Here is a 19,338-nt window from a genome sequence, read left to right on the forward strand (position 1 = left end):
CCCTAGTCAATTGAATAGTTGTTTATTGATTTACCTTTGTATTTTTTTGGCCATAGTACGCATTAGCTCCATGCTTACGGAGGTAGTGCTTATCTAATAGAAATTGATCAATTGAATTGATATCAGGATTTAGCTGGTATGTGTGTAACGCCATTTTTGCTACTTCTTCTAGCACAACAGCATTGTGTACGGCTTGCACGGCATCTTTTCCCCAACAAAATGGCGCATGCCCTGACACTAAAACACCTGGCATAGCTACTGGGTCAATTCCTCCGGTTTCAAAGGTTTCAATAATGACATTGCCTGTTTCAAGCTCATACGCTTGTGTAATTTCATCCTTTGTTAACGTTCTTGTACAAGGGATTTCCCCATAATAATAATCAGCATGTGTAGTTCCGAGTGCTGGTATTGAACGGCCAGCCTGTGCCCAGCTTGTCGCCCATGGTGAATGAGTGTGAACAACACCTCCGACGGTTGGAAATGCTTTATAAAGGACTAGATGTGTTGCTGTATCTGATGAAGGACGCATTTCTCCTTCGACGATTTGGCCTTCTAAATTCACTACAACTAAATCTTCTAATTTTAACTCCTCGTAAGGGATTCCACTTGGTTTAATAACGACAAGGCCTTTTTGACGATCAATGCCACTTACATTCCCCCACGTAAACGTAACCATTTGGTACTTAGGTAAAAGTAAATTTGCATTTAATACTTGTTGTTTTAAAGCTTCTAGCATATTTGTATCTCCCCTCTTTTGAAGGGTGGAGTAAATCTTTTTTAGTCACCACTCCACCCAATATCAAGTTCGTTCGCAAAAAGATTATTGTGTAATTTCAATTTTATCTTGAGCCTGAGAAACACTTGCTTTCTTAATTTTCTTCAAGTTTTTCATAACATTGTTTTCACCACGTCCAAAGTATTCATATAGACGTGAGTATTCTGTAAATAATTGGTCATATATTTGAGCATTACGCTGTTTTGGTTGATAGATATCGTCTTTTAATCTAGCCATCTCTTTTGCAGCATCTTTTATATCATCGTATCCGCCACGTTCTTTCCCAGCTGCTACAGCTCCAAACATTGCAGATCCTAGTGCTGGTGTTTGTGAAGAGGCTGAAATGCGGATATCCATGTTTAATACATCAGAGTATATTTGCATCATAAGTGTGTTTTTCTCAGCAATTCCACCGCATGCGTAAACTTCATAAATTGGAACTCCGCTATTTCTGAAGGCTTCAACAATTGTACGTGTTCCATATGCAGTAGCTTCGATAAGTGCGCGGTAGATTTCTTCAGGCTTTGTAAGTAAAGTAGCACCTAATAATACACCTGTTAGATCTGCATCAACTAGTGTTGAACGGTTACCATTCCACCAGTCCAAGGCAACTAAACCGCTTTCACCAACCTGAAGCTTTGATGCTTTTTCAGTTAATAGTTGATGAATGCTAACCTTTTTAGCTTCGGCTTCCTCGTAGTAGCTTGCAGGAACACAATTTTCAGTGAACCATTCAAAGTGATCTCCTACACAGGACTGACCCGCTTCATAGCCCATTAACCCAGGGATCACACCATCTTCAACAACTCCACACATACCAGGGACAACCTTTTCTGAGTCACCTAGTAAAATATGACATGTTGACGTTCCCATAATCATTAATAGTTTACCAGGCTCAGTAATTCCGACAGCAGGTACAGCAACATGTGCATCTACGTTTGCGATTGCAACTGCTGTTCCTGGATTTAGACCGATTAATTTTGAAGCTTGTTCTGTTAGTTCTCCAGCCTTTGAGCCGATTGGATGAATGTTACTCGATAATTTTTCTTCAACAACGTTTTCTAAACGACCATCAAGTGCTTTAAAAAACTCTTTAGATGGGTATCCATCTTGCTTATGCCATATTGCTTTATATCCAGCAGTACAGCTATTTCTTTTCAAATCACCTGTTAATTGATAAATCACCCAATCTGTTGCTTCAACAAATTGATCGGTTGCCGCATAAACTTCAGGTGCCTCGTTCAAAATCTGCCAAAGCTTAGGTACTAACCATTCCGATGAAATCTTCCCGCCGTATCGTTGAAGAAAACTTTCACCTCTTGCTTCAGCAATATCATTTAAACGATTTGCTTCATCCTGTGCTGCATGGTGCTTCCAAAGCTTAACAAAGCTGTGAGGATGATCTTTGAATTCCTCTGTCAAGCATAAAGGTGTTCCATCCGTATTGATTGGTAAAACTGTACATGCTGTAAAATCAATTCCAATACCAATTACATCATTAGCAGAGATATTAGCTTGTTTTAAAACTTCTGGAATTGTCGTTTCCAACACTTCTATATAATCAGTTGGATGTTGTAAGGCCCAGTCGTTTTTAAGTTTTGTTTTGCCATTAGGTAGAAATTCATCCATTACTCCATGAGTATATGGTTTAACTGCTGTTGCAACTTCTTTTCCTGTACCAATTTCCACAAGTACTGCTCTTCCAGATTGCGTTCCATAGTCCACACCAATTGAATATTTAGTCATGCGTATCACCCCAACTTCATTCTATTAAACATACATCTTTACAATTAATGAGATAAGTAGTTATATTTTTATACATCAAACGTACAAGTTCAATAAAATTAGTATTTTTAACAAATAAACACGCTTTCATTGGACGATTTTTTAAAAAAATTACCAACTCATACGTATAACCTTAAGTAAATATTAGCACTTTTTTATTTTTTTTCAATACATATTTAACAATCTCTTTATATTTCTTTTGAATTTGTACTTTTTTCTGATTGCTTATCCTTACAAGTGGAGACGAATCCTCTTTAATTATTCTTCTATCCGTTTACTTACCTTTTTAGCGATCATGACATTGGCATCTTCATCCTTACCTGTAAAGACAAGAGTGGGACTCCAGTTACTCCAATTCCATGCTGTTAGGACAATGATGCTTTGCTTACCAAAGTTACCACTTAGAAATAGTTCATATAAGTTATCGTTTACATAGTTCCAATACCCATTTTCTTCATTGGCTATTTTTCCATTCGGGAGTAGTTCAATTGAATGTGAAAAGATCTGGTTATTTTCATGCTTATCTAATAAAATGCATTCCCATGTCCCTGCCATAGCATCAGGATCTATAGACTGCTCTTTTTCACCTGCATATCGTTCTGGTGATACAAGCGGCCAGCCGTCTTCTGTCCAGACAATTCTACGAATGTGCAGAGCGTGATGTTTTTTTGTCCTTTCACCTCTAGCGTGATGGCAAATGAAATAGTCTTCACCATCTTTCAAGATAGAGTTATGTCCTGGTCCGATCCATCCCTCTTCCTGACCAAACTTATAACCACCAAGCACTTTCATACCAGTCTTATTTGGTTCAATTTCAATATCCGTCATATCATTCCCATCAAAATCGAGATAAGGTCCCTCAATGTGATCTGCTCTTGCGACACGAATATTATAGGTATTGAACAGTGAATCATACGAAACAAATAAATAGTACTTCTTCAGTTCAGGATGATACAAAATGTACGGTCCCTCAACTGCAGCTTCAACACTATGAGGTCTTCTAGAAATTAATCTCCCCTCGTTTTGTTCTACTAATTTACCGGTAGTAGGATCAATTTCACAAAGATAAATGCCACCAAAGAAAGAACCATATACCATCCAAGGAGTTCCGTTCTCGTCAAACGTTATATTGGGGTCTATCGCATTTGGGGTGTCTTTTCCATGTTCTGTTTTGAATACCTCACCTTGATCTGTCAATGGACCTTCAATATGCTTACTAGTTGCTACTCCAATAAATGATTGATTTTTCCCAAATTGCGATGCTGCATAATACAAATAGTATGTATCACCGTATTTTGTCACATCCGGTGCCCACAGCCCTTTCGCACCTGTCCATGCAAATGCTTCCTCAGGTATCTGTTCAAATGCATGACCTTCCCATTGCCATTCAATTAAATCCTTCGATTTTCGAATTTGAATACCACCTGTTAGTTCCCCTCCTCCAACCTTTGCATCTGTCGAGAAAACATAATAGGTATCTCCGTCTTTTATTAGCGCTGGATCATGAACATTATGAATTGTCCATAATTCTTTTTGATCTGCAATTAATTCATCATACAAGTCATATTTAATTGGTTCTTTAGGATAAATCACGTTATTCTTCCTCCTCCTCAGAGAGTCTCTTTCCCCATATGGCTGTTCCATCTTGAGATAGCCATATAATTGATTTTTTATTAAACAAAATCTCCACCTTCTATTTTTTTATATTACAAAAAAGGCTGACTATCACTAATCAGCCTCAAATAATTATTTATTACTTAAAACAGGTTTCGTATCTGGAACGGGTACGCCAAAATTAGGTGTTCCATCTTCATTCCATTCAATCGCCTGAACACGCGTATGTCGGTTAGGATCATACAAAGGATCCCCTTCAATATCTTTGTAATTTCTTGCGTGGTACACGAGGATATCTTGTGACCCATCTTCAGATACAGTGAAGCTATTGTGACCTGGTCCATATTGCCCGGTTTCTTCATTCGTTGTAAAAACAGGTTTAGAAGATTTTTGCCATGATGTCGGATCTAATAAATCACTGTTTTCAGCAGCCATTAATAATCCCATACAATAGTTGAAGTCAGTTGCACTTGCTGAAAATGAAATGAAAATTCGACGATTTCGTTTTAGAACAGCTGCACCTTCATTTACCAAAAAGCCAATTTTTTCCCAATCATACTCAGGTGTTGTAATACAAATTTGTTCACCTTTAAGTGTCCAAGGGTTCTCCATTTCAGAAATATACAAGTTAGAATTTCCGACGATGTCCGGATCTTTTTGCGCCCAAACGTAGTATCTAATTCCTTTATGCTCAAATGTTGTTGCATCTAAAGCAAAAGATTCCCACTTTGTTTTCACTTGACCTTTTTCCACCCAGTCTCCTTCTAACGGATTTGCAGATGAATTCTCAAGTACAAACATGCGGTGATCAAATAATCCATCTTTTGTTTCAGATGTTCTTGCAGCAGCAAAATACACATACCACTTTTCATCAAGATAATGAATCTCTGGCGCCCAAATATTTGCACTCATTTTGCCAGTGTCGTGCTTAACCCAAATCGTTTTTGCTTCTGCGTCAGCTAATCCTTGAATCGATTCTGAACGACGAAGTTCTAGTCGGTCATATTCAGGTACTGAAGCAGTGAAATAGTAATATCCATCTGAATGTTTATAAATAAAGGGATCTGCACGTTGTTCAATAAGCGGATTTTTAACATTAAAGTTAATCATAATTACAGCTCCTTACATTTATCTGTTTTGATTGGTAAAGAAAAAGTGGTAGGAGTTGGTAAACTCGCTAGATTAAGCTGCGAGTTTAGCTTTAACACCGTCACCAATATTTAGTTCATTTAATATTTAGAATACTCATGCTATGAATGTGCCTATTCATTTCCTACATTTATTATCCTTTTACTCCTGATATCGCAACCGATTCGATAATCTGTTTTTGGAAAACTATAAACACGATTAACATAGGAAGTAAGGATACTATTGATGCAGCCATGATTAACGGATAATCACTTTGTATGGCATAAGTAGAGTTAAAGTTTGCAATAACAAGTTGTAACGTTTGTTTCTCAGGTGAATTCAAGTATAAAATTGGTCCAAGATAATCATTCCAAATGGCCATAAACCACAAGATTAACTGTGCAGCAACTGCTGGTTTCACTAATGGAAAGATAATCTTGTAAAAGATCTTAAAGTATGAACATCCGTCGATCTTTGCAGCCTCGATAATGGAGTTCGGGATACTTGTTAAATATTGTCTTAGGAAGAAAATCATAATAATATTTCCAAACAATCCTGGTACAATTAACGGTAAAAGCGTATCAATCCATCCAATTTGTGAAAATATGATAAACTGAGGAATCATCACAACTGGATAAGGAATCATCATTGCTGTTAATAATAATAAAAACAATTGATTCTTGAATGGGAAATCCATTTTCCCGAAGGCAAATGCAGCTAAACTAGAAGTAAAAGTTCCAATTACAGTAACCGTAACAGCCACTATTAAACTATTCTTAATTCCGCTTAATAATGGGCCTTTTTCCCAAATTTCAATATACTTTATCGCATTAAATGACTCCGGAATCCATACTGGAGGCAGTGCATATACTTCTTGAATATCTTTAAAGGATGTTGAAAACATCCATAGAAGTGGTGCCACCATAAAAACAGCCCCAACCGACAACAAGATAAAAATAATGATATCAATAATTCTTCGGTCCTGCTTTTCAGATCTATACTTTACCTTAGTCTCGGTTTTTTTCTTTAAAACCAATTCCATTTTACCCTCCACTCCTTTCTGCTTACATATAAAAACAGTTAATCAAGCTCATATGATGATTTTTCATTCACTTTAAATTGAATGTAAGTAATGATAAAGATAAAGAGACCGAGTACAACTGCCATAGCAGAACCATAACCCATTTCGAAATTCCCAAAAGCCTTTTGCCAAATATAAAATACGACAGTTGCTGATGAGAATTCAGGTCCTCCCGTTGGTGTCATAACATTAATTTCTGTAAAAATCTGGGCTCCCCCTATAATCGATGTTACGACGATAAAAAAGGTAACTGGTTTAACCATAGGTAATGTTATATGTCTGAATACTTGTAAACCATTTGCACCATCTAGTTTTGCTGCTTCATAATACGTTTTCGGTACACTTTGCAAGGCAGCTAAATATAGTAGCATGCTATATCCTAAGCCTTTCCAAACCGTCATAAGGATTAAGGCTGGTTTTACAGTATTTTTGTTCATTAACCAGCTTGGACCATCAATTCCAAAGATACTTAAAAATTGGTTTACTAATCCATAATCTCCGTTATAAGCCCACTGCCAAAGAATAGAAATCGCAGCAATAGATGAGATAACAGGAACGTAATAAAGTACTCTAAAAACTCCGGTCCCAAATATAGCTCTATTTAACCCAAGCGCAAGCAAAAGAGCTAAAACTAGTCCGAGTGGAATACCTAGCATCATAAACACTGTATTAAACATTGTCTTATGAAAAGACTCGTCACTTAAAAGATCTAGATAGTTTGATAGACCGATAAAATTCATTTGCCCTAAACCATTCCAGTTTGTAAATGATCCATAAAGAGAATAAAGTGTTGGTAGTAAAATAAATAAAAAGTATCCTAGGACAGGCGCGGCGACAAATATGTAAGCATTTCTTCGCTCACTTTGATAAAGCTTAGACGTTTTTTTCATCTTTTCTCCCCATTTCTCTTAAAAGGGTAAATGATAAACCTTAATCAACCATTAAAGCGTTTAATAAATTAAGATGGTGCTAGTCACTTACTCTAGCACCACAAATTTACATTTCACATTACTTCTTAGACTGTTCTTCTTGTTTGATGGACTTATCTAAAAGTTTTTGCATTTTTGGTTGTGCTTCTTTTACATATTCTTCAGCAGTCTTTTTACCATCTATAACAGGTTGGATATTTTTATAGAATTCATCATACCATTCAGCTGTATACGTGAAGTTAGTTGGTAAATCACGACCGTAAGTCTCAATAATTTCTAAGAATTCTTTTTTATTAGCTGGTTTGATTGAAGTATCAGCAGCCCACTCTGCAGCAACATCTGTGTTATTCGGTAACTGTACTTGTTGATCTACTAAGGCTTGTTGCCCTTGTTCATCAGCTGATAAGTATAATGCAAGTTCAGCCGCAAGCTCAGCATGTTCTGTTTTACTAGATACACCAATTCCTAGTGAACCAATCCATGCTTTCGTTTCTCCAGTAGAACCAACTGGCCATGGTAGTAAATCATATTCGAATTTCAAATCTTTGTAAGCTCCCATATCCCAAGGACCGACTGGGAAGAAACCGATTTGACCTTGCATCCATCTTTGGTACGTATCAAGTGTTTGACCTTCAGCAACAGAAGGTGTTACTTTATGAACGTTTTGTAAATCAGCAAAGTATTGTAAAGATTCAATGAACTTCGGATCATCAATCGTTACTTTTGTATTTGTTTCATCTAACCAATCTGCACCATTACTCCACACAAACGGTTGTAATGACCAGGAAACATTAAGTCCTGTGCCCCATTGATCAGTTTTTCCATCGCCATTCTTATCCATCGTTAGCTTTTTATTCACTTCTAGGAATTCTTCCATTGTATAAGGTTTGTCTGGATCTGGTAATGGAATTCCAGCTTCTTCAAACATTGTTTTGTTATAGCCGAATGCGAAAGGTCCTAAGTCTTTTGGTACTCCATAGATTGCACCTTGTCCAGCAACTTCTCCATCATAACGGTATTTATTAATTCCACTTTCCCAAATTTTAGATATGTTAACGCCTTCAGCATTTTCAACTAATTCTGTAATATCTTTTAAAACGCCTGCGTTAACATAGGCTTTTAAGTTTCCAGGATTATAAAAGAATACATCCGGAACACTTTTCCCAGCAATTGCTGCTTGTAATTTCGTGTCGTATTGATCCCCAGCTGTTACAACAGTTTTTACTTTTACATTAGGATTTGCTTCTTCAAACTTCTTGACCACATTTTTATAAGCTGTCTGTTCTTGAGGCTGCCCACTAAACATAAATGTAAGGTTAACAACCTTACCATCTTCACCACCAGCACTTTCATTGTTACATGCACTAAGAACACCAGTAATAACTACAACCAACATAGTCATAAATATCATTCTACCAAGTTTCTTTTTAAACAAATTAATCCCCCCGTTTGATAGATAAAGGAAACTTACTTAACAATGCGGTTTACTTCTATAAAATAGTTTATAGAATATTTCGTTTTGTAAGCGCTTCTTTAAATATATAGTATTATACCTGTTCGTACATGTCAACGCTTTTCATAAAAATAAATACATGTAGAAGAACGAAATCCATCTACATGTACGTACGTTTAATGATTTACACAAAAAAGAGTCAGAATTTCTTGGGAGTCCTGACTCTTCGTTTATTACGACTTTAATTGTTGTACTTTTATATGTTTCCTGTAATAGCTCCAAAAGGCAAGACAGGTTATTCCTGATCCCATAACAAATGGAATTAAGAAAGTGAACTTCATTAAGCAAAAGTAGAGAATAACAAGATTTAGCAATCCAATAAAGAAGCTGTTAAACGGATTAATAAACATAAAAAGGAATGCTTGTTTGAATGCCTTTTTGATTTTCACATCATTATGAACGATTACAGCAAAGAAATAAGTTGTTAGTATAAACAAAAACAGTAAAACTATGATAAAAACAATGCTGAAAAATAAACTTTTATTAAAGAGAAAATAAACATCAACTATTCCAATCACCCAAATTGGAACAAGTATAGCACCACCTATTAAACTCTTCTTATAGTTCTCTCGATAATACTTCCAATAGTAACGTATGATTGATATGTCTGGCTCACCCATAATCCACTTTCTGATAACAGCGTACATAGCTGTAGTAGCTGGAAAAAAAACAAACGGAGCTAATAAAGCGATGATAAACCACGTAGACATGATAAAAGCCTTGTCATCAGTAAAAGATATGGTAGCAACTAAAAAGCTAATAGGTAAATTAAAGAATACCCAAAGGAGATTTGCTAATGAGAAACGTGTAAACCATTCTAAGAGTTTAAATATCCCATCAAAAATTGAAGTTGTTTGCATATAAGTCCCTTCTCCACCAAACAATTTTTCTGTTGATTTATTTAAATTAAGTTAGTTTAAGCATAAAGTTATCATAATTCAATACTCTTTCGTGCGGAATATGGGTGGGCTGCGGCTCTGATCCCTACATGTTCATTCCAGAACTTCAGCATTGTGTAGCGGTTTCTTAGAAGGTGTGCCTCATTTAAACTGTTTCGGACAAGTTCAGAGCTAATTCCTAGTTCAGCTGGAAGAATAACTCCTTCTAATTTTTGTAATAAGTTTGATAAAGTTGTCGCGTCTGGTAGTGAATTTAAAACCTCCACGACATCTTTCTGTTTTTCTATCACGTTATTGAGTTTATCTTTAGATTTTGCATCTAAATCTTCTAAACTCTCAATAGTAGAAACTAGCTTTAAAACGTCATTTTTATATAAATTTAAAATGAGTTGTGCTGAAACTCCAACCTTTGCTCCATGAAGTACCTGTGCTTTTCCCTGCTTTAGAAATTCCATTTCCCAATAATGGGATAAATGATGTTCACCACCAGAAGCTGGTGAAGAATGTCCAACTAAAAGCATCGCTAAACCTGACTGTACGAGGGATTCAATTAAGATCTTTACCCCTACTTCATTTGCCTCTGCAATCTGATCAATAGATTTAACGCATTCTTCTAGCGCTTCTTCTGTTAACTGAGCAGCAAGAGGACAATAAGATTCATCTGCAATAAGTTGTGAAAACTTCCAATCCGCTAGAGAAGTATATTTTCCGATCATATCGCCAAAGCCTGCAGCTATCATTTGCTTTGGAGCTTGCTGTAATATCGTGATGTCTGCAAATAATGCAATAGGTGGTTGCATTTGATAGGTTGTTTTTACTCCCTTTATTACAACAGGTGCCCCCATTGAATTAAAACCATCAACAGATGGGGCTGTAGGAATTGAGATAAAAGGCTTTCCCATTTTAAAGCTTGAGAACCTAGCTATATCATGGATCGTTCCTGATCCAACTGCGATAACAACATCTGTATCCTGTTGAATACCTAACATGGCCTGAATTAAGGAGGTTTCGTCCGCAATAACATCATCAAGTTCATTCGGTTGAATCAACACGACTTCATGGTTAACGTTTAATTTTTTTAACATGTTTGATAGTTTCTCACCTGCTACATTATAAGTCGTTTGATCCGCTATAATGGCAACCTTTTGAAACTGATGATTTTTTATGTAGGAGACAGCTTGATGTAAAGCATCGTGACCGATCACAATTTCATCGATCGAAATATCAAAATGACGGTTACCACACGTACAATATTTAGTTAGATCCGAAAGTTCTTTTAGAGCGATCATGCAGGTAATCCTCCTAATCGTATGAACTATGGTTTTAAGCGAATGTAAGCAATCGGTGAATCTCCGATTGGCATCAGACCACATCCGCTTTCTCACCTCAGGCGATACTTTATTTTCAAGCTGATCCACTTTTCTATTAGAAACTATCTTCAGAAAATATGGCTTGTTTAGATTACGTGTTTGTTGCTATTGTGCTGTTTAAGAATGGCACTTGTTGAGTTTCTTATGACTAACTCGGGCTCATATACTTTCTGCCTTTTTTCAACTGTATCTTTTTCTCTATTTTCAACTGCTGCAACAATCCATTTAGCGGCCTCAATCCCCATATCCATTTTTGGATGAGTGACTGAGGTAATCTTGGTTTCAGACGCTTCCGTTAAATAAGAATCATCATAACCAACAATCGATATGTCGTCAGGAACTTTGATTTCAAGCTCTCTTAATAAGTTCAATACATTAATAGCAATTTCATCGTTGTAGCATACAATTCCGGTTGGTCTTTTATCTTCAGAGATGAGGATTTCTTTAAGTCTATGTAGCAAAGTGACTTCTTTTTCTTCCGTAGTATAGGTTATAATCATCTCAGAAAAAAACGGAGTATCATTTTCTCTAAATGCACGAATAAAGCCTTGCATCCGATTTAAACCTTGGATATCATCACTTTTAAATAAGCCTACCACTTTTTTATGACCTAACTTAATCAAATGTTCAGTTGCAATAAATCCACCATTTTCATCATTTAAAATAATATTGGGAGGATTTAATTGTGGGTAGTATTGGTTTATCATTAAATATGGTGTATTATTCTGCTCCATTTCTAAGTAATAGTGAAGATTTGGGTTATAGCTGCTACTTCTAGTAGGCTCTACGATCAAACCATCAATATTACGGTTTAACATTGCTTCCAAGCATTGTTTTTCTTTTTCAGGATCATTATCCGTACAAGCAAATGTTAAAGAGTAGCCATGTGCTGAAAGATACGATTCTATTCCTTTAATAATCGATGGGAAGATATAGTCAGAAATATATGTTGTGATTACGCCTATGTTTTTTCCTGAAGAACTAACAGGTTGAATTTGAGATTGAGATGATCTATTTGAGACAAAGGTTCCTGCTCCTTGCTCTCTATACAACCATCCTTCATGAACAAGGTCCCCAACAGCTTGGCGCACTGTATGTCTACTAACTTCAAACATTTTAACTAGCTCATTTTCTGAATATATTTTTTCGCCCGGTAGTACCTTTCCTTCGACAATCCATGCTTTTACTTTTTGTTTTACCATGCTGACTTTCGTTTGTTGAGCCATTATGTCACCACTTTCAGCTTGTATGTTACCGAATTAACTTATTCGTACAACTAAATTAATTATACACCATAAACATACAATTTAAAAATGATCTTCCCACTAATTTTAATAAAAATATTGAATACTAATTAATTACGTGTTTATTGCAAGAAATGGACTATGTGTAATTTAGCGGGTTTTAAGGATTTTTCTTTTAGTAGAAGATTCATATTTCTATCTACCTCATTACGTAAGTGTTCTAAATTTCATAACGGGTAGCATAGACTTAATCAGGTTCAATAATCACAATCGTATTGATTAGGAGGTCAGGACAACTGAGATAACACATTACAGCAAAGGAGAGGGCCACTTATGACATCTTCTAGAGTAATTAAATGGTTGGCTGGGTTTGGAATAGTCGGAGCACTTCTAACGATTGTTATGATAATCCTAATGTTTATTTCACCTGATGGCAGTTTCGGGAAGTATCTTGATTTAGCAGGTACGTTGTTCTTAATTTTTGTTATTATTGCAATCTATCATATCCATATGAAGAATAGCGGTACCTTTGGTTTGGTTAGTTTTATCATATGCATAATCGGAACTGGGTTAGTGATAGGAGTTAAATGGGTTCATACCTTTGTCGTGCCAGCACTTAGTGTACACGCACCGGAGTTTGTTGATCAACCTCCTTCTCTAATAATTGGGGGTCAAATGGGATCTTTTGCTATATTCATGATAGGGTGGGTATTAATCGGAATCCTTGTTGCAAAAAAAGGCTACTTATCCAAAATTAGTGGAATCTTGTTGATTATTGCTCCTATATTAGATTTCATTCCCATCGGATATTACGTGGCACAACCTCTCTTTGCCATCGCAATCCTGTGGATTAGTTTCCAGTTATTTAAGAGGAATGACATCGATAACACACAGGAAACTTGAAGACTATTATTCTTCTTAAAATAATTACATTTTAAAATAGGTCTTTAGAAAAAGGAATTATACATTATAAAAATCAAACTACGGAGCGAGCCGTAGTTTTTTTTGTTCTCCAAAATCTTCTCGTTTTTAAACTAAGATCTCTTAATTGAGTTTTAAAGTTCTTACTTTGTTAAGATAATTGGTTTCTAAATACTATATTTTTAACGCTTCTTGTTGAACCCTTTGCATAAATTCCTGCACTACTTTATTGTTGCTTTTCTCACTGCCTAGTTTTAACATAGCTCTGCCTACAAAGTTAACTCCCTTATTTTGCCCCTCATAAATAAATTTCGTGTGGGTATCGTCAATCTTTAACAATGTAAAAGTAAGATTAATCTCAAAAGCCTTTCCTAGAACAAAGCTAATTTGCTTATGTTTTTTGTCCTCAAGAACTTCATACGCTAAGGTTTCGACAATATATGTTTCCAAACGCTTTCCTTCGCGATATGTTTGTCTATGCTTTGCACCCACCTCCTCTTCCTTCTTTTCAATTAATGTATGTTCCTCCACTTTAGTCATTATTTTCTTGATGTTTTTATCAAGAAATAAACTCCACACTTCTTCAATAGCAGCCTCAATAATTGTTTCTTCTTTCCATTGAATCATGTCTATTCCTCCTTACCAGATGCAAGAAAATCATCAATCTCTTCAGCTTGATGACGTAGATCTTCAATCTGCATCTGTATTTTATTTCTTTTTTGTTTCAACAAATCTTCTAAATTTGCAAATGATTCATCCTTCATCACAGAAATCATCTCCTGGATGGTAAAACCAAATCTTCTCAATTTCATTAAAAGGATAGCAAGAAAGTAGCTACCATCATCGTAATAGCGATAGTTGTTATTCGGATCGATGTAAGCTGGTTCAAGTAATTGAACTTCTGAATAATAACGTAAAGTTTCTTTACTTAAGCCAGTCATTTCAGCAAATTCACTAATCTTGTACATATTTACCTCCGACCTAAATAATAAACTGTGGGGTACACCACAGGGTCAATCTTTATTTTTACAAGTCATCTCTTCGGACTTAACCCAAATCATAGCACTCTTATTTAACCTACTAATTATGTACTAGGAGTCTATATCTGTGTAGTATAATATGCCCTCGAAATTCATTACCTTCTGTTTTCTTTGTATTCTAAGTATAAAAATAGACTGGTTACAAATTCGTAACCAGTCAAAATATAAAGCACAATTAGTGTGTTTGTAAAACGGTAGCAGCCATTTGTTTTAACTATTAACGATGTTTTCAACTAATCAATTGCTTCAGCCATATTAGTTGGAAACTCATTCATACTATTTCCTCCCATGGTTAAATGCATTGTCCATCTTTTATTTTAATGGTTACCTCTTGAAATCCATGTTCAGTGAATACTATCCCATTCTTCACCCATTGCTCTGTCTCCATATTGTCCTCCTTAACTGCCTCGATAGGTACTGTATCCTCCTGGTGAAATCAACAGCGGGATATGATAGGTAGAGATAGGTTCCGAAATCCTAAAGCGAACGGGAACACAATTTAGGAGCGGAGGATCTAAACATAAAGTTTCACGATTTTGGTAATAATCTCCTACATGAAAACGAAGTTCATAGATTCCCTCTTTCATGTTGCTACCCTCCAGGAGTGGCTGGTTTACTCTTCCATCTTCATTCGTATAGTCAGCTTGAATGAATTCGAACTTGTTATCTGAAGAGACCAGCCACAACTCCACTAATACACAATTTGCAGGCTTACCAATACTCAAATCAAGAACATGGGTCGTGATCTTTCTAGTCATTCGAGTGATTCCCATCTGTTTGAAGATCTTCACGTGTCATTGAAAAGCATTGAAACCCGAAAGGTGGACGCGGCTCGGTAAATACTTTTCCTTCTTGGGAGGAAGGAATTTCATCTAAAACGGTTTCCCATGTCCGATTATTCGATTCAAATCGAACCTCTACTAGTTGAGGAAAGCGGCCTAGGATTCTCAGACCAATTCGATAGATGAGATTTTGTATGGAGGGTGAGTTTTCTTCATGAAGGACGGTATATGCAATATCCCTTACTTGTTCTGCTGCTACGTACCCATCAAGCGTATTTCCCCTTGCATTTTCGATATCCTGATAACGCCACTCGATGTTTAAAAAGACAAATAGCGGACGATCATAGGATTCTGGTAGAGTTGTATATTCATCTTTTACATATCCGTAAAATGAGCTACCGCGTACTTTAATAAGCTTTAACCCTTTCAAACCACTCAACTGGTCATTAGTAGTAATTTCGTCTTTGGACCGTTTCATTTCAATTGAAGAGAAGGCCTGTTCATTTAATGAATAGCGAAACACGAAAGGACTAGGTTCAAACTTATCATTTACTGGCACTTGAAGCTCATCAAAGGGAATTTGTTCCCCAGAAATCTTGATGCCAGTCATTTGCGAGTAGGTTTCAAGAAAGCGACGTCCGACAAATTCGAGAAACCCTTCTTGTGTTGCACCTTCATAATCCCCTGCATGCTTTAGAATGAAATTTTTCATTGAATCAGTTGCAACAATAAATGTGTTATCACCATCTTTAAAGGAGGAAAGAAACTCTTCACCTTCAACTGCAACCTTAACATTCATGCAAAATAGCGTATTTTTCCGACCTGTAAAAACTGATTCTGGAATGGTCCGGACGCCTGTAAGTGGTTTTGCATAGGTACGATATACCCAAACATCTGCTTTCCCGTAGGACATCATTCTTTTCATATACTTTAGCTCCTCTACCGAATACTATCGTTTAAACGGAAACTCGCAATTTTATATACTTCATTCAAAGCAGTATCACATTCTTCCTCATAGGAGAGTTTAAGCCGTTCGACCATTGCAGAAAGAATCGCTTCTTTGCTTTGGCCTTTTACTGCCATAATAAAAGGAAACCCGAATTTTTCAACATAACTCTTATTAAGGGAAACAAACTGAGTGAACTCTTCCTGTGAAAGGGAATCAAGACCTATATCACCTTGCTCCTTTTTAGAAACCTCTGACATTTTCAATTTTGTTCCGAGATCAGGATGAGCGCGAAACAGTGCCAACTGTGATGATCCCTCTGCATTTTGTACAATCCTTATCATCGTTTTTAAGAGTTCTTCACGTGTTTGAAACGGCCCGCTTTCCCATGCTTTCTCTGCTACCCATGGAGAGTGTTCAAACACCCACCCCACTTCACTAACGAACATATCTTTACTCATTGAATTTACATTTTCAATTGAAAAGCCCACGTCTCTTTTAGTCTCCTTTTTATTCATTGTTAAGATGGCACTTTGAACTGCTCGAATAATTCCCCCATAACCCGTGCAGCGGCAGAGATTTCCAGAAAGTGATTCCCCGATTTGTTCCCCTGTTGGATTTGAGTTTTTAGCAAGCAATGATTTAACTGCCATTATCATACCTGGTGTACAATATCCACATTGGAAGCCGCCTTCTTCTAAAAAAGCTCTTTGAATCGGGTGGAGATCTTCGTCTGCTATTCCCTCTATGGTACAAATGGAAGTATTGTTTGCTTGATATGCCATAACCAAACAAGAATTAACCAATTGGTCATTCATCTGGATGGCACACGCACCACAGCGGCCGATCTCACAAGAAATTTTAGTACCTGTTAGTCCCAAGTCTTCTCGTAAAATATCAACAAGTCGAGAAGTTGGTGTAACATGCAAGTGATAATTTACACGATTCACTTCAATTGAAAGTTCTTTTTTAGAAGTGATTGGCGATGTAGCTGGATTGTGGACGAATTTGTTCATATCCATGTTCTTATCTCTCCCAAGCTGGTATGTTTTAGTAGGTATTCTGGAGAAACAGGTAATTTGTTTACCCAACATCCTGTCGCATCATAGATAGCCCTTACGATAGCGGGAGAAACAGCTACAGTTCCAATCTCTCCTACTCCTCTAGGTCCAAATGAGTCCCCATCGAAAAGCTTTTCTACAGCCTCCACATTCATCTGGAATGGAACATCACAAATTGTTGGAATCAAATAAGTGTCAAAGTTGTCAGTAAGATAGATTCCTTTATCCATCTTTGCTTCCTCCATTAAGGTGTAGCCTAAGGCCATCACTCCCCCTCCTTCAATTTGTCCTTGATACCCCATAGCGCTAACAACTGGTCCAGCTGAAACTACTTGGTCCAAGTTCAATACCCTGACTTTACCTGTCAATAGGTCCACCTCTACATGGGCAGTAACAGCAGCGAAAGTGTATAAAAAATGACTTCCTTCAATTGGATCAGGACTTGTTGGAAAGTCAAAGGCAGTATGAACTGTAATGGGTAGATTGATTTCCTGTGCCAACTCGGTATAAGTAATACAAGGTTTCTTATCTGTCGTTGGATCACTTATCCATATCCCAATTGGTCCCATTTGGAGTTGGTTAGTATCAATACCAGTGACTTGTTCTGCTTGTTGTAGAATTTGCTTTCGGAACGAATCCTTCATTTTTTGCAGGGCATGCCAAACCATGCTTGTTGCCCTAGATGCGGTCGATGATCCGGAAACAGGCACCAAAGCCGTATCGCCTACGATTATCTTAATATCTTCTTCTATGCAATCAAATTCTTCTATTATTAATGTTTCAATAACAGACAGAAGACCTTGCCCGCATTCTTCAAAGCCAAAGGCGGCTTCTACTTTTCCTTCTTTTGTAAACGAAAGGCGACCACCAGCAGGATCGATACGACCGACACCAAGTCCACCTCCATGCATGGTTAGGGCAACCCCTGTACCTGTTGCTTTCCATTTCTCACTTGTTTCTTTATCCTCCTTCCACTTCTTCACTTTATTTGAAAGTGATCCTTTGACAACTTCAAGTACATCATACGCGCTATTTGTTGGTGCAATCCGCTGTCCTAATGGTCCGAGATCCTTTGCTTGCCTTACATTTTTTTGACGGAATTCCAATGGGTCCATTTGAAGTTTTTCCGCTAGACGATCGATTTGTCCCTCAAGTGCAAACGTTACCTGATTTCCACCAAATCCTCTGAATTCACCAGCTACGCCATTATTTGTGAAAACTGACAACCCCTCGATATCAATATTAGATATGATGTATGGACCGGGTGCATGCTCGACTGCAAAATCTAAGACAGCTGGCCCTAAAGTGGCATATGCTCCTGTATCCGCAATAATTGAGACCTTATGGGCGAGAATATTCCCTTTATTGTTAACACCGGTTTTCATCGTGATTTTCATGGGATGACGTTTTAATCCCGCTCTTACTGACTCCTGTCTAGTTTGGTGAATTTTCACTGGACAGTTTGTTGCAAGTGCTAGCATTGCCCCATATGGTTGGATATTTAATTCATCCTTTCCCCCAAAGGATCCTCCGATTGGACTTGAAACGATACGGATATCCGACTCTGGCTTATCGAGAATTCTTGCTAGTTGAAAACGGTCTTTGAAACCATGCTGAGACCCTACATAAACGGTTAATTTCCCGTCAGGTTCAGGGACAATTACGCCACCTTCTGTTTCCATATAACCATGCATTTGTCTTGGTAGCTCATACGTTTCTTCGACCACTACTGAGCATTCTTGAAAGCCTTTTTCCACATCTCCCTTTTCGTAATTAGCACGATGAAGAATATTCCCTCCTGGGTGAAGAAGAGGTGCATCAGGATGAAGCGCATCCTCAGGGCTGTCCACCACTGGGAGTTGCTTGTAAGCTACCTTTATTAAATGTAAGGCCTGTTCTGCAATTTCTTCTGTGTCTGCGGCAACAGCGGCAATTGCATCACCTACACATCGGACACGATTTTCACACAAAACGGGTTGGTCTGGAAAGATTAGCCCATAACCATTTAAGCCAGGAACATGCTGATAAGTAACCACAGCCCTTACACCTTGAAGTTGCTTTGCACGTTCGGTTGAGATCGATAAGATTTCCGCATGTGGCTCAATGCTTCTTAAAATTTTGCCATATAACATCTTCGGAAAATTTAAATCAGTGAGGTATTTCAATTTGCCGGTCACTTTCTTAGGACCATCAGGACGTACCTTTCTTTTCATTTCAGAAAATCCAGACTGTATTGTCATAATATTCACC

At 37.2% G+C, this 19,338-nt stretch carries 17 protein-coding genes; 1 reads left to right on the forward strand and 16 read right to left on the reverse strand.

Annotated features, from left to right (window positions below; translation table 11 throughout):
- Nucleotides 1-22: 22 nt before the first annotated feature.
- From araD to ACFFIX_RS15295, 10 genes are all read right to left on the reverse strand, one after another.
- Nucleotides 23-736 (reverse strand): L-ribulose-5-phosphate 4-epimerase, encoded by a 714-nt coding sequence (gene araD, locus ACFFIX_RS15250; protein ID WP_378935439.1) that lies wholly within the window; start codon nt 734-736, stop codon nt 23-25.
- An 84-nt stretch (nt 737-820) separates the two neighbouring features.
- The gene (araB, locus tag ACFFIX_RS15255) at nt 821-2,521 is read right to left on the reverse strand and encodes a ribulokinase (RefSeq protein ID WP_378935441.1); all 1,701 of its coding nucleotides are present in this window, start codon (nt 2,519-2,521) and stop codon (nt 821-823) included.
- Between the two features lie 297 nt (nt 2,522-2,818).
- Complete coding sequence (locus ACFFIX_RS15260) at nt 2,819-4,153, reverse strand: arabinan endo-1,5-alpha-L-arabinosidase (protein WP_378935443.1); 1,335 nt, start codon at nt 4,151-4,153, stop codon at nt 2,819-2,821.
- A 153-nt stretch (nt 4,154-4,306) separates the two neighbouring features.
- Entirely contained in the window at nt 4,307-5,284 is a 978-nt protein-coding gene (locus ACFFIX_RS15265) for a glycoside hydrolase family 43 protein (protein ID WP_378935445.1), read from the reverse strand.
- 172 nt (nt 5,285-5,456) lie between these two features.
- Nucleotides 5,457-6,344, reverse strand: a complete 888-nt coding sequence (locus ACFFIX_RS15270; protein ID WP_378935447.1) for a carbohydrate ABC transporter permease — start codon at nt 6,342-6,344, stop codon at nt 5,457-5,459.
- 38 nt (nt 6,345-6,382) lie between these two features.
- On the reverse strand, nt 6,383-7,273 hold the full coding sequence (locus ACFFIX_RS15275; protein ID WP_378935449.1) for a carbohydrate ABC transporter permease: 891 nt from the start codon (nt 7,271-7,273) through the stop codon (nt 6,383-6,385).
- Nucleotides 7,274-7,391: 118 nt separating this feature from the next.
- The gene (locus tag ACFFIX_RS15280; RefSeq protein WP_378935599.1) at nt 7,392-8,723 is read right to left on the reverse strand and encodes an ABC transporter substrate-binding protein; all 1,332 of its coding nucleotides are present in this window, start codon (nt 8,721-8,723) and stop codon (nt 7,392-7,394) included.
- A 275-nt stretch (nt 8,724-8,998) separates the two neighbouring features.
- On the reverse strand, nt 8,999-9,685 hold the full coding sequence (locus ACFFIX_RS15285) for a YesL family protein (RefSeq protein WP_378935451.1): 687 nt from the start codon (nt 9,683-9,685) through the stop codon (nt 8,999-9,001).
- A gap of 71 nt (nt 9,686-9,756) precedes the next feature.
- Nucleotides 9,757-11,013 (reverse strand): sn-glycerol-1-phosphate dehydrogenase, encoded by a 1,257-nt coding sequence (locus tag ACFFIX_RS15290; RefSeq protein ID WP_378935453.1) that lies wholly within the window; start codon nt 11,011-11,013, stop codon nt 9,757-9,759.
- Nucleotides 11,014-11,180: 167 nt separating this feature from the next.
- Complete coding sequence (locus tag ACFFIX_RS15295; protein WP_378935455.1) at nt 11,181-12,320, reverse strand: GntR family transcriptional regulator; 1,140 nt, start codon at nt 12,318-12,320, stop codon at nt 11,181-11,183.
- Nucleotides 12,321-12,671: 351 nt separating this feature from the next.
- On the opposite strand from ACFFIX_RS15295, the gene ACFFIX_RS15300 reads away from it, so the two are divergent.
- The gene (locus ACFFIX_RS15300; protein ID WP_378935457.1) at nt 12,672-13,241 is read left to right on the forward strand and encodes a hypothetical protein; all 570 of its coding nucleotides are present in this window, start codon (nt 12,672-12,674) and stop codon (nt 13,239-13,241) included.
- Between the two features lie 192 nt (nt 13,242-13,433).
- Here ACFFIX_RS15300 and ACFFIX_RS15305 read toward each other — a convergent pair whose 3' ends face one another.
- From ACFFIX_RS15305 to pucD, 6 genes are all read right to left on the reverse strand, one after another.
- Entirely contained in the window at nt 13,434-13,886 is a 453-nt protein-coding gene (locus tag ACFFIX_RS15305; RefSeq protein ID WP_378935459.1) for an SRPBCC family protein, read from the reverse strand.
- A gap of 2 nt (nt 13,887-13,888) precedes the next feature.
- Nucleotides 13,889-14,227, reverse strand: a complete 339-nt coding sequence (locus tag ACFFIX_RS15310) for a MerR family transcriptional regulator (RefSeq protein ID WP_378935461.1) — start codon at nt 14,225-14,227, stop codon at nt 13,889-13,891.
- A 470-nt stretch (nt 14,228-14,697) separates the two neighbouring features.
- Nucleotides 14,698-15,057 (reverse strand): hydroxyisourate hydrolase, encoded by a 360-nt coding sequence (gene uraH, locus ACFFIX_RS15315; RefSeq protein ID WP_378935463.1) that lies wholly within the window; start codon nt 15,055-15,057, stop codon nt 14,698-14,700.
- Nucleotides 15,050-16,006 carry a factor-independent urate hydroxylase gene (pucL, locus tag ACFFIX_RS15320; RefSeq protein ID WP_378935465.1) on the reverse strand — a complete coding sequence of 319 codons (957 nt, stop codon included), beginning with the start codon at nt 16,004-16,006 and terminating at the stop codon, nt 15,050-15,052. The genes uraH and pucL overlap by 8 nt, the downstream gene beginning before the upstream one ends.
- A gap of 14 nt (nt 16,007-16,020) precedes the next feature.
- Nucleotides 16,021-17,049 (reverse strand): 2-oxo-4-hydroxy-4-carboxy-5-ureidoimidazoline decarboxylase, encoded by a 1,029-nt coding sequence (gene uraD, locus ACFFIX_RS15325; protein ID WP_378935467.1) that lies wholly within the window; start codon nt 17,047-17,049, stop codon nt 16,021-16,023.
- Nucleotides 17,040-19,328, reverse strand: a complete 2,289-nt coding sequence (pucD, locus tag ACFFIX_RS15330) for a xanthine dehydrogenase subunit D (RefSeq protein ID WP_378935469.1) — start codon at nt 19,326-19,328, stop codon at nt 17,040-17,042. The genes uraD and pucD overlap by 10 nt, the downstream gene beginning before the upstream one ends.
- Nucleotides 19,329-19,338: the final 10 nt, after the last annotated feature.

The organism is Metabacillus herbersteinensis (assembly GCF_042433335.1).
Lineage (GTDB): Bacteria > Bacillota > Bacilli > Bacillales > Bacillaceae > Metabacillus > Metabacillus herbersteinensis.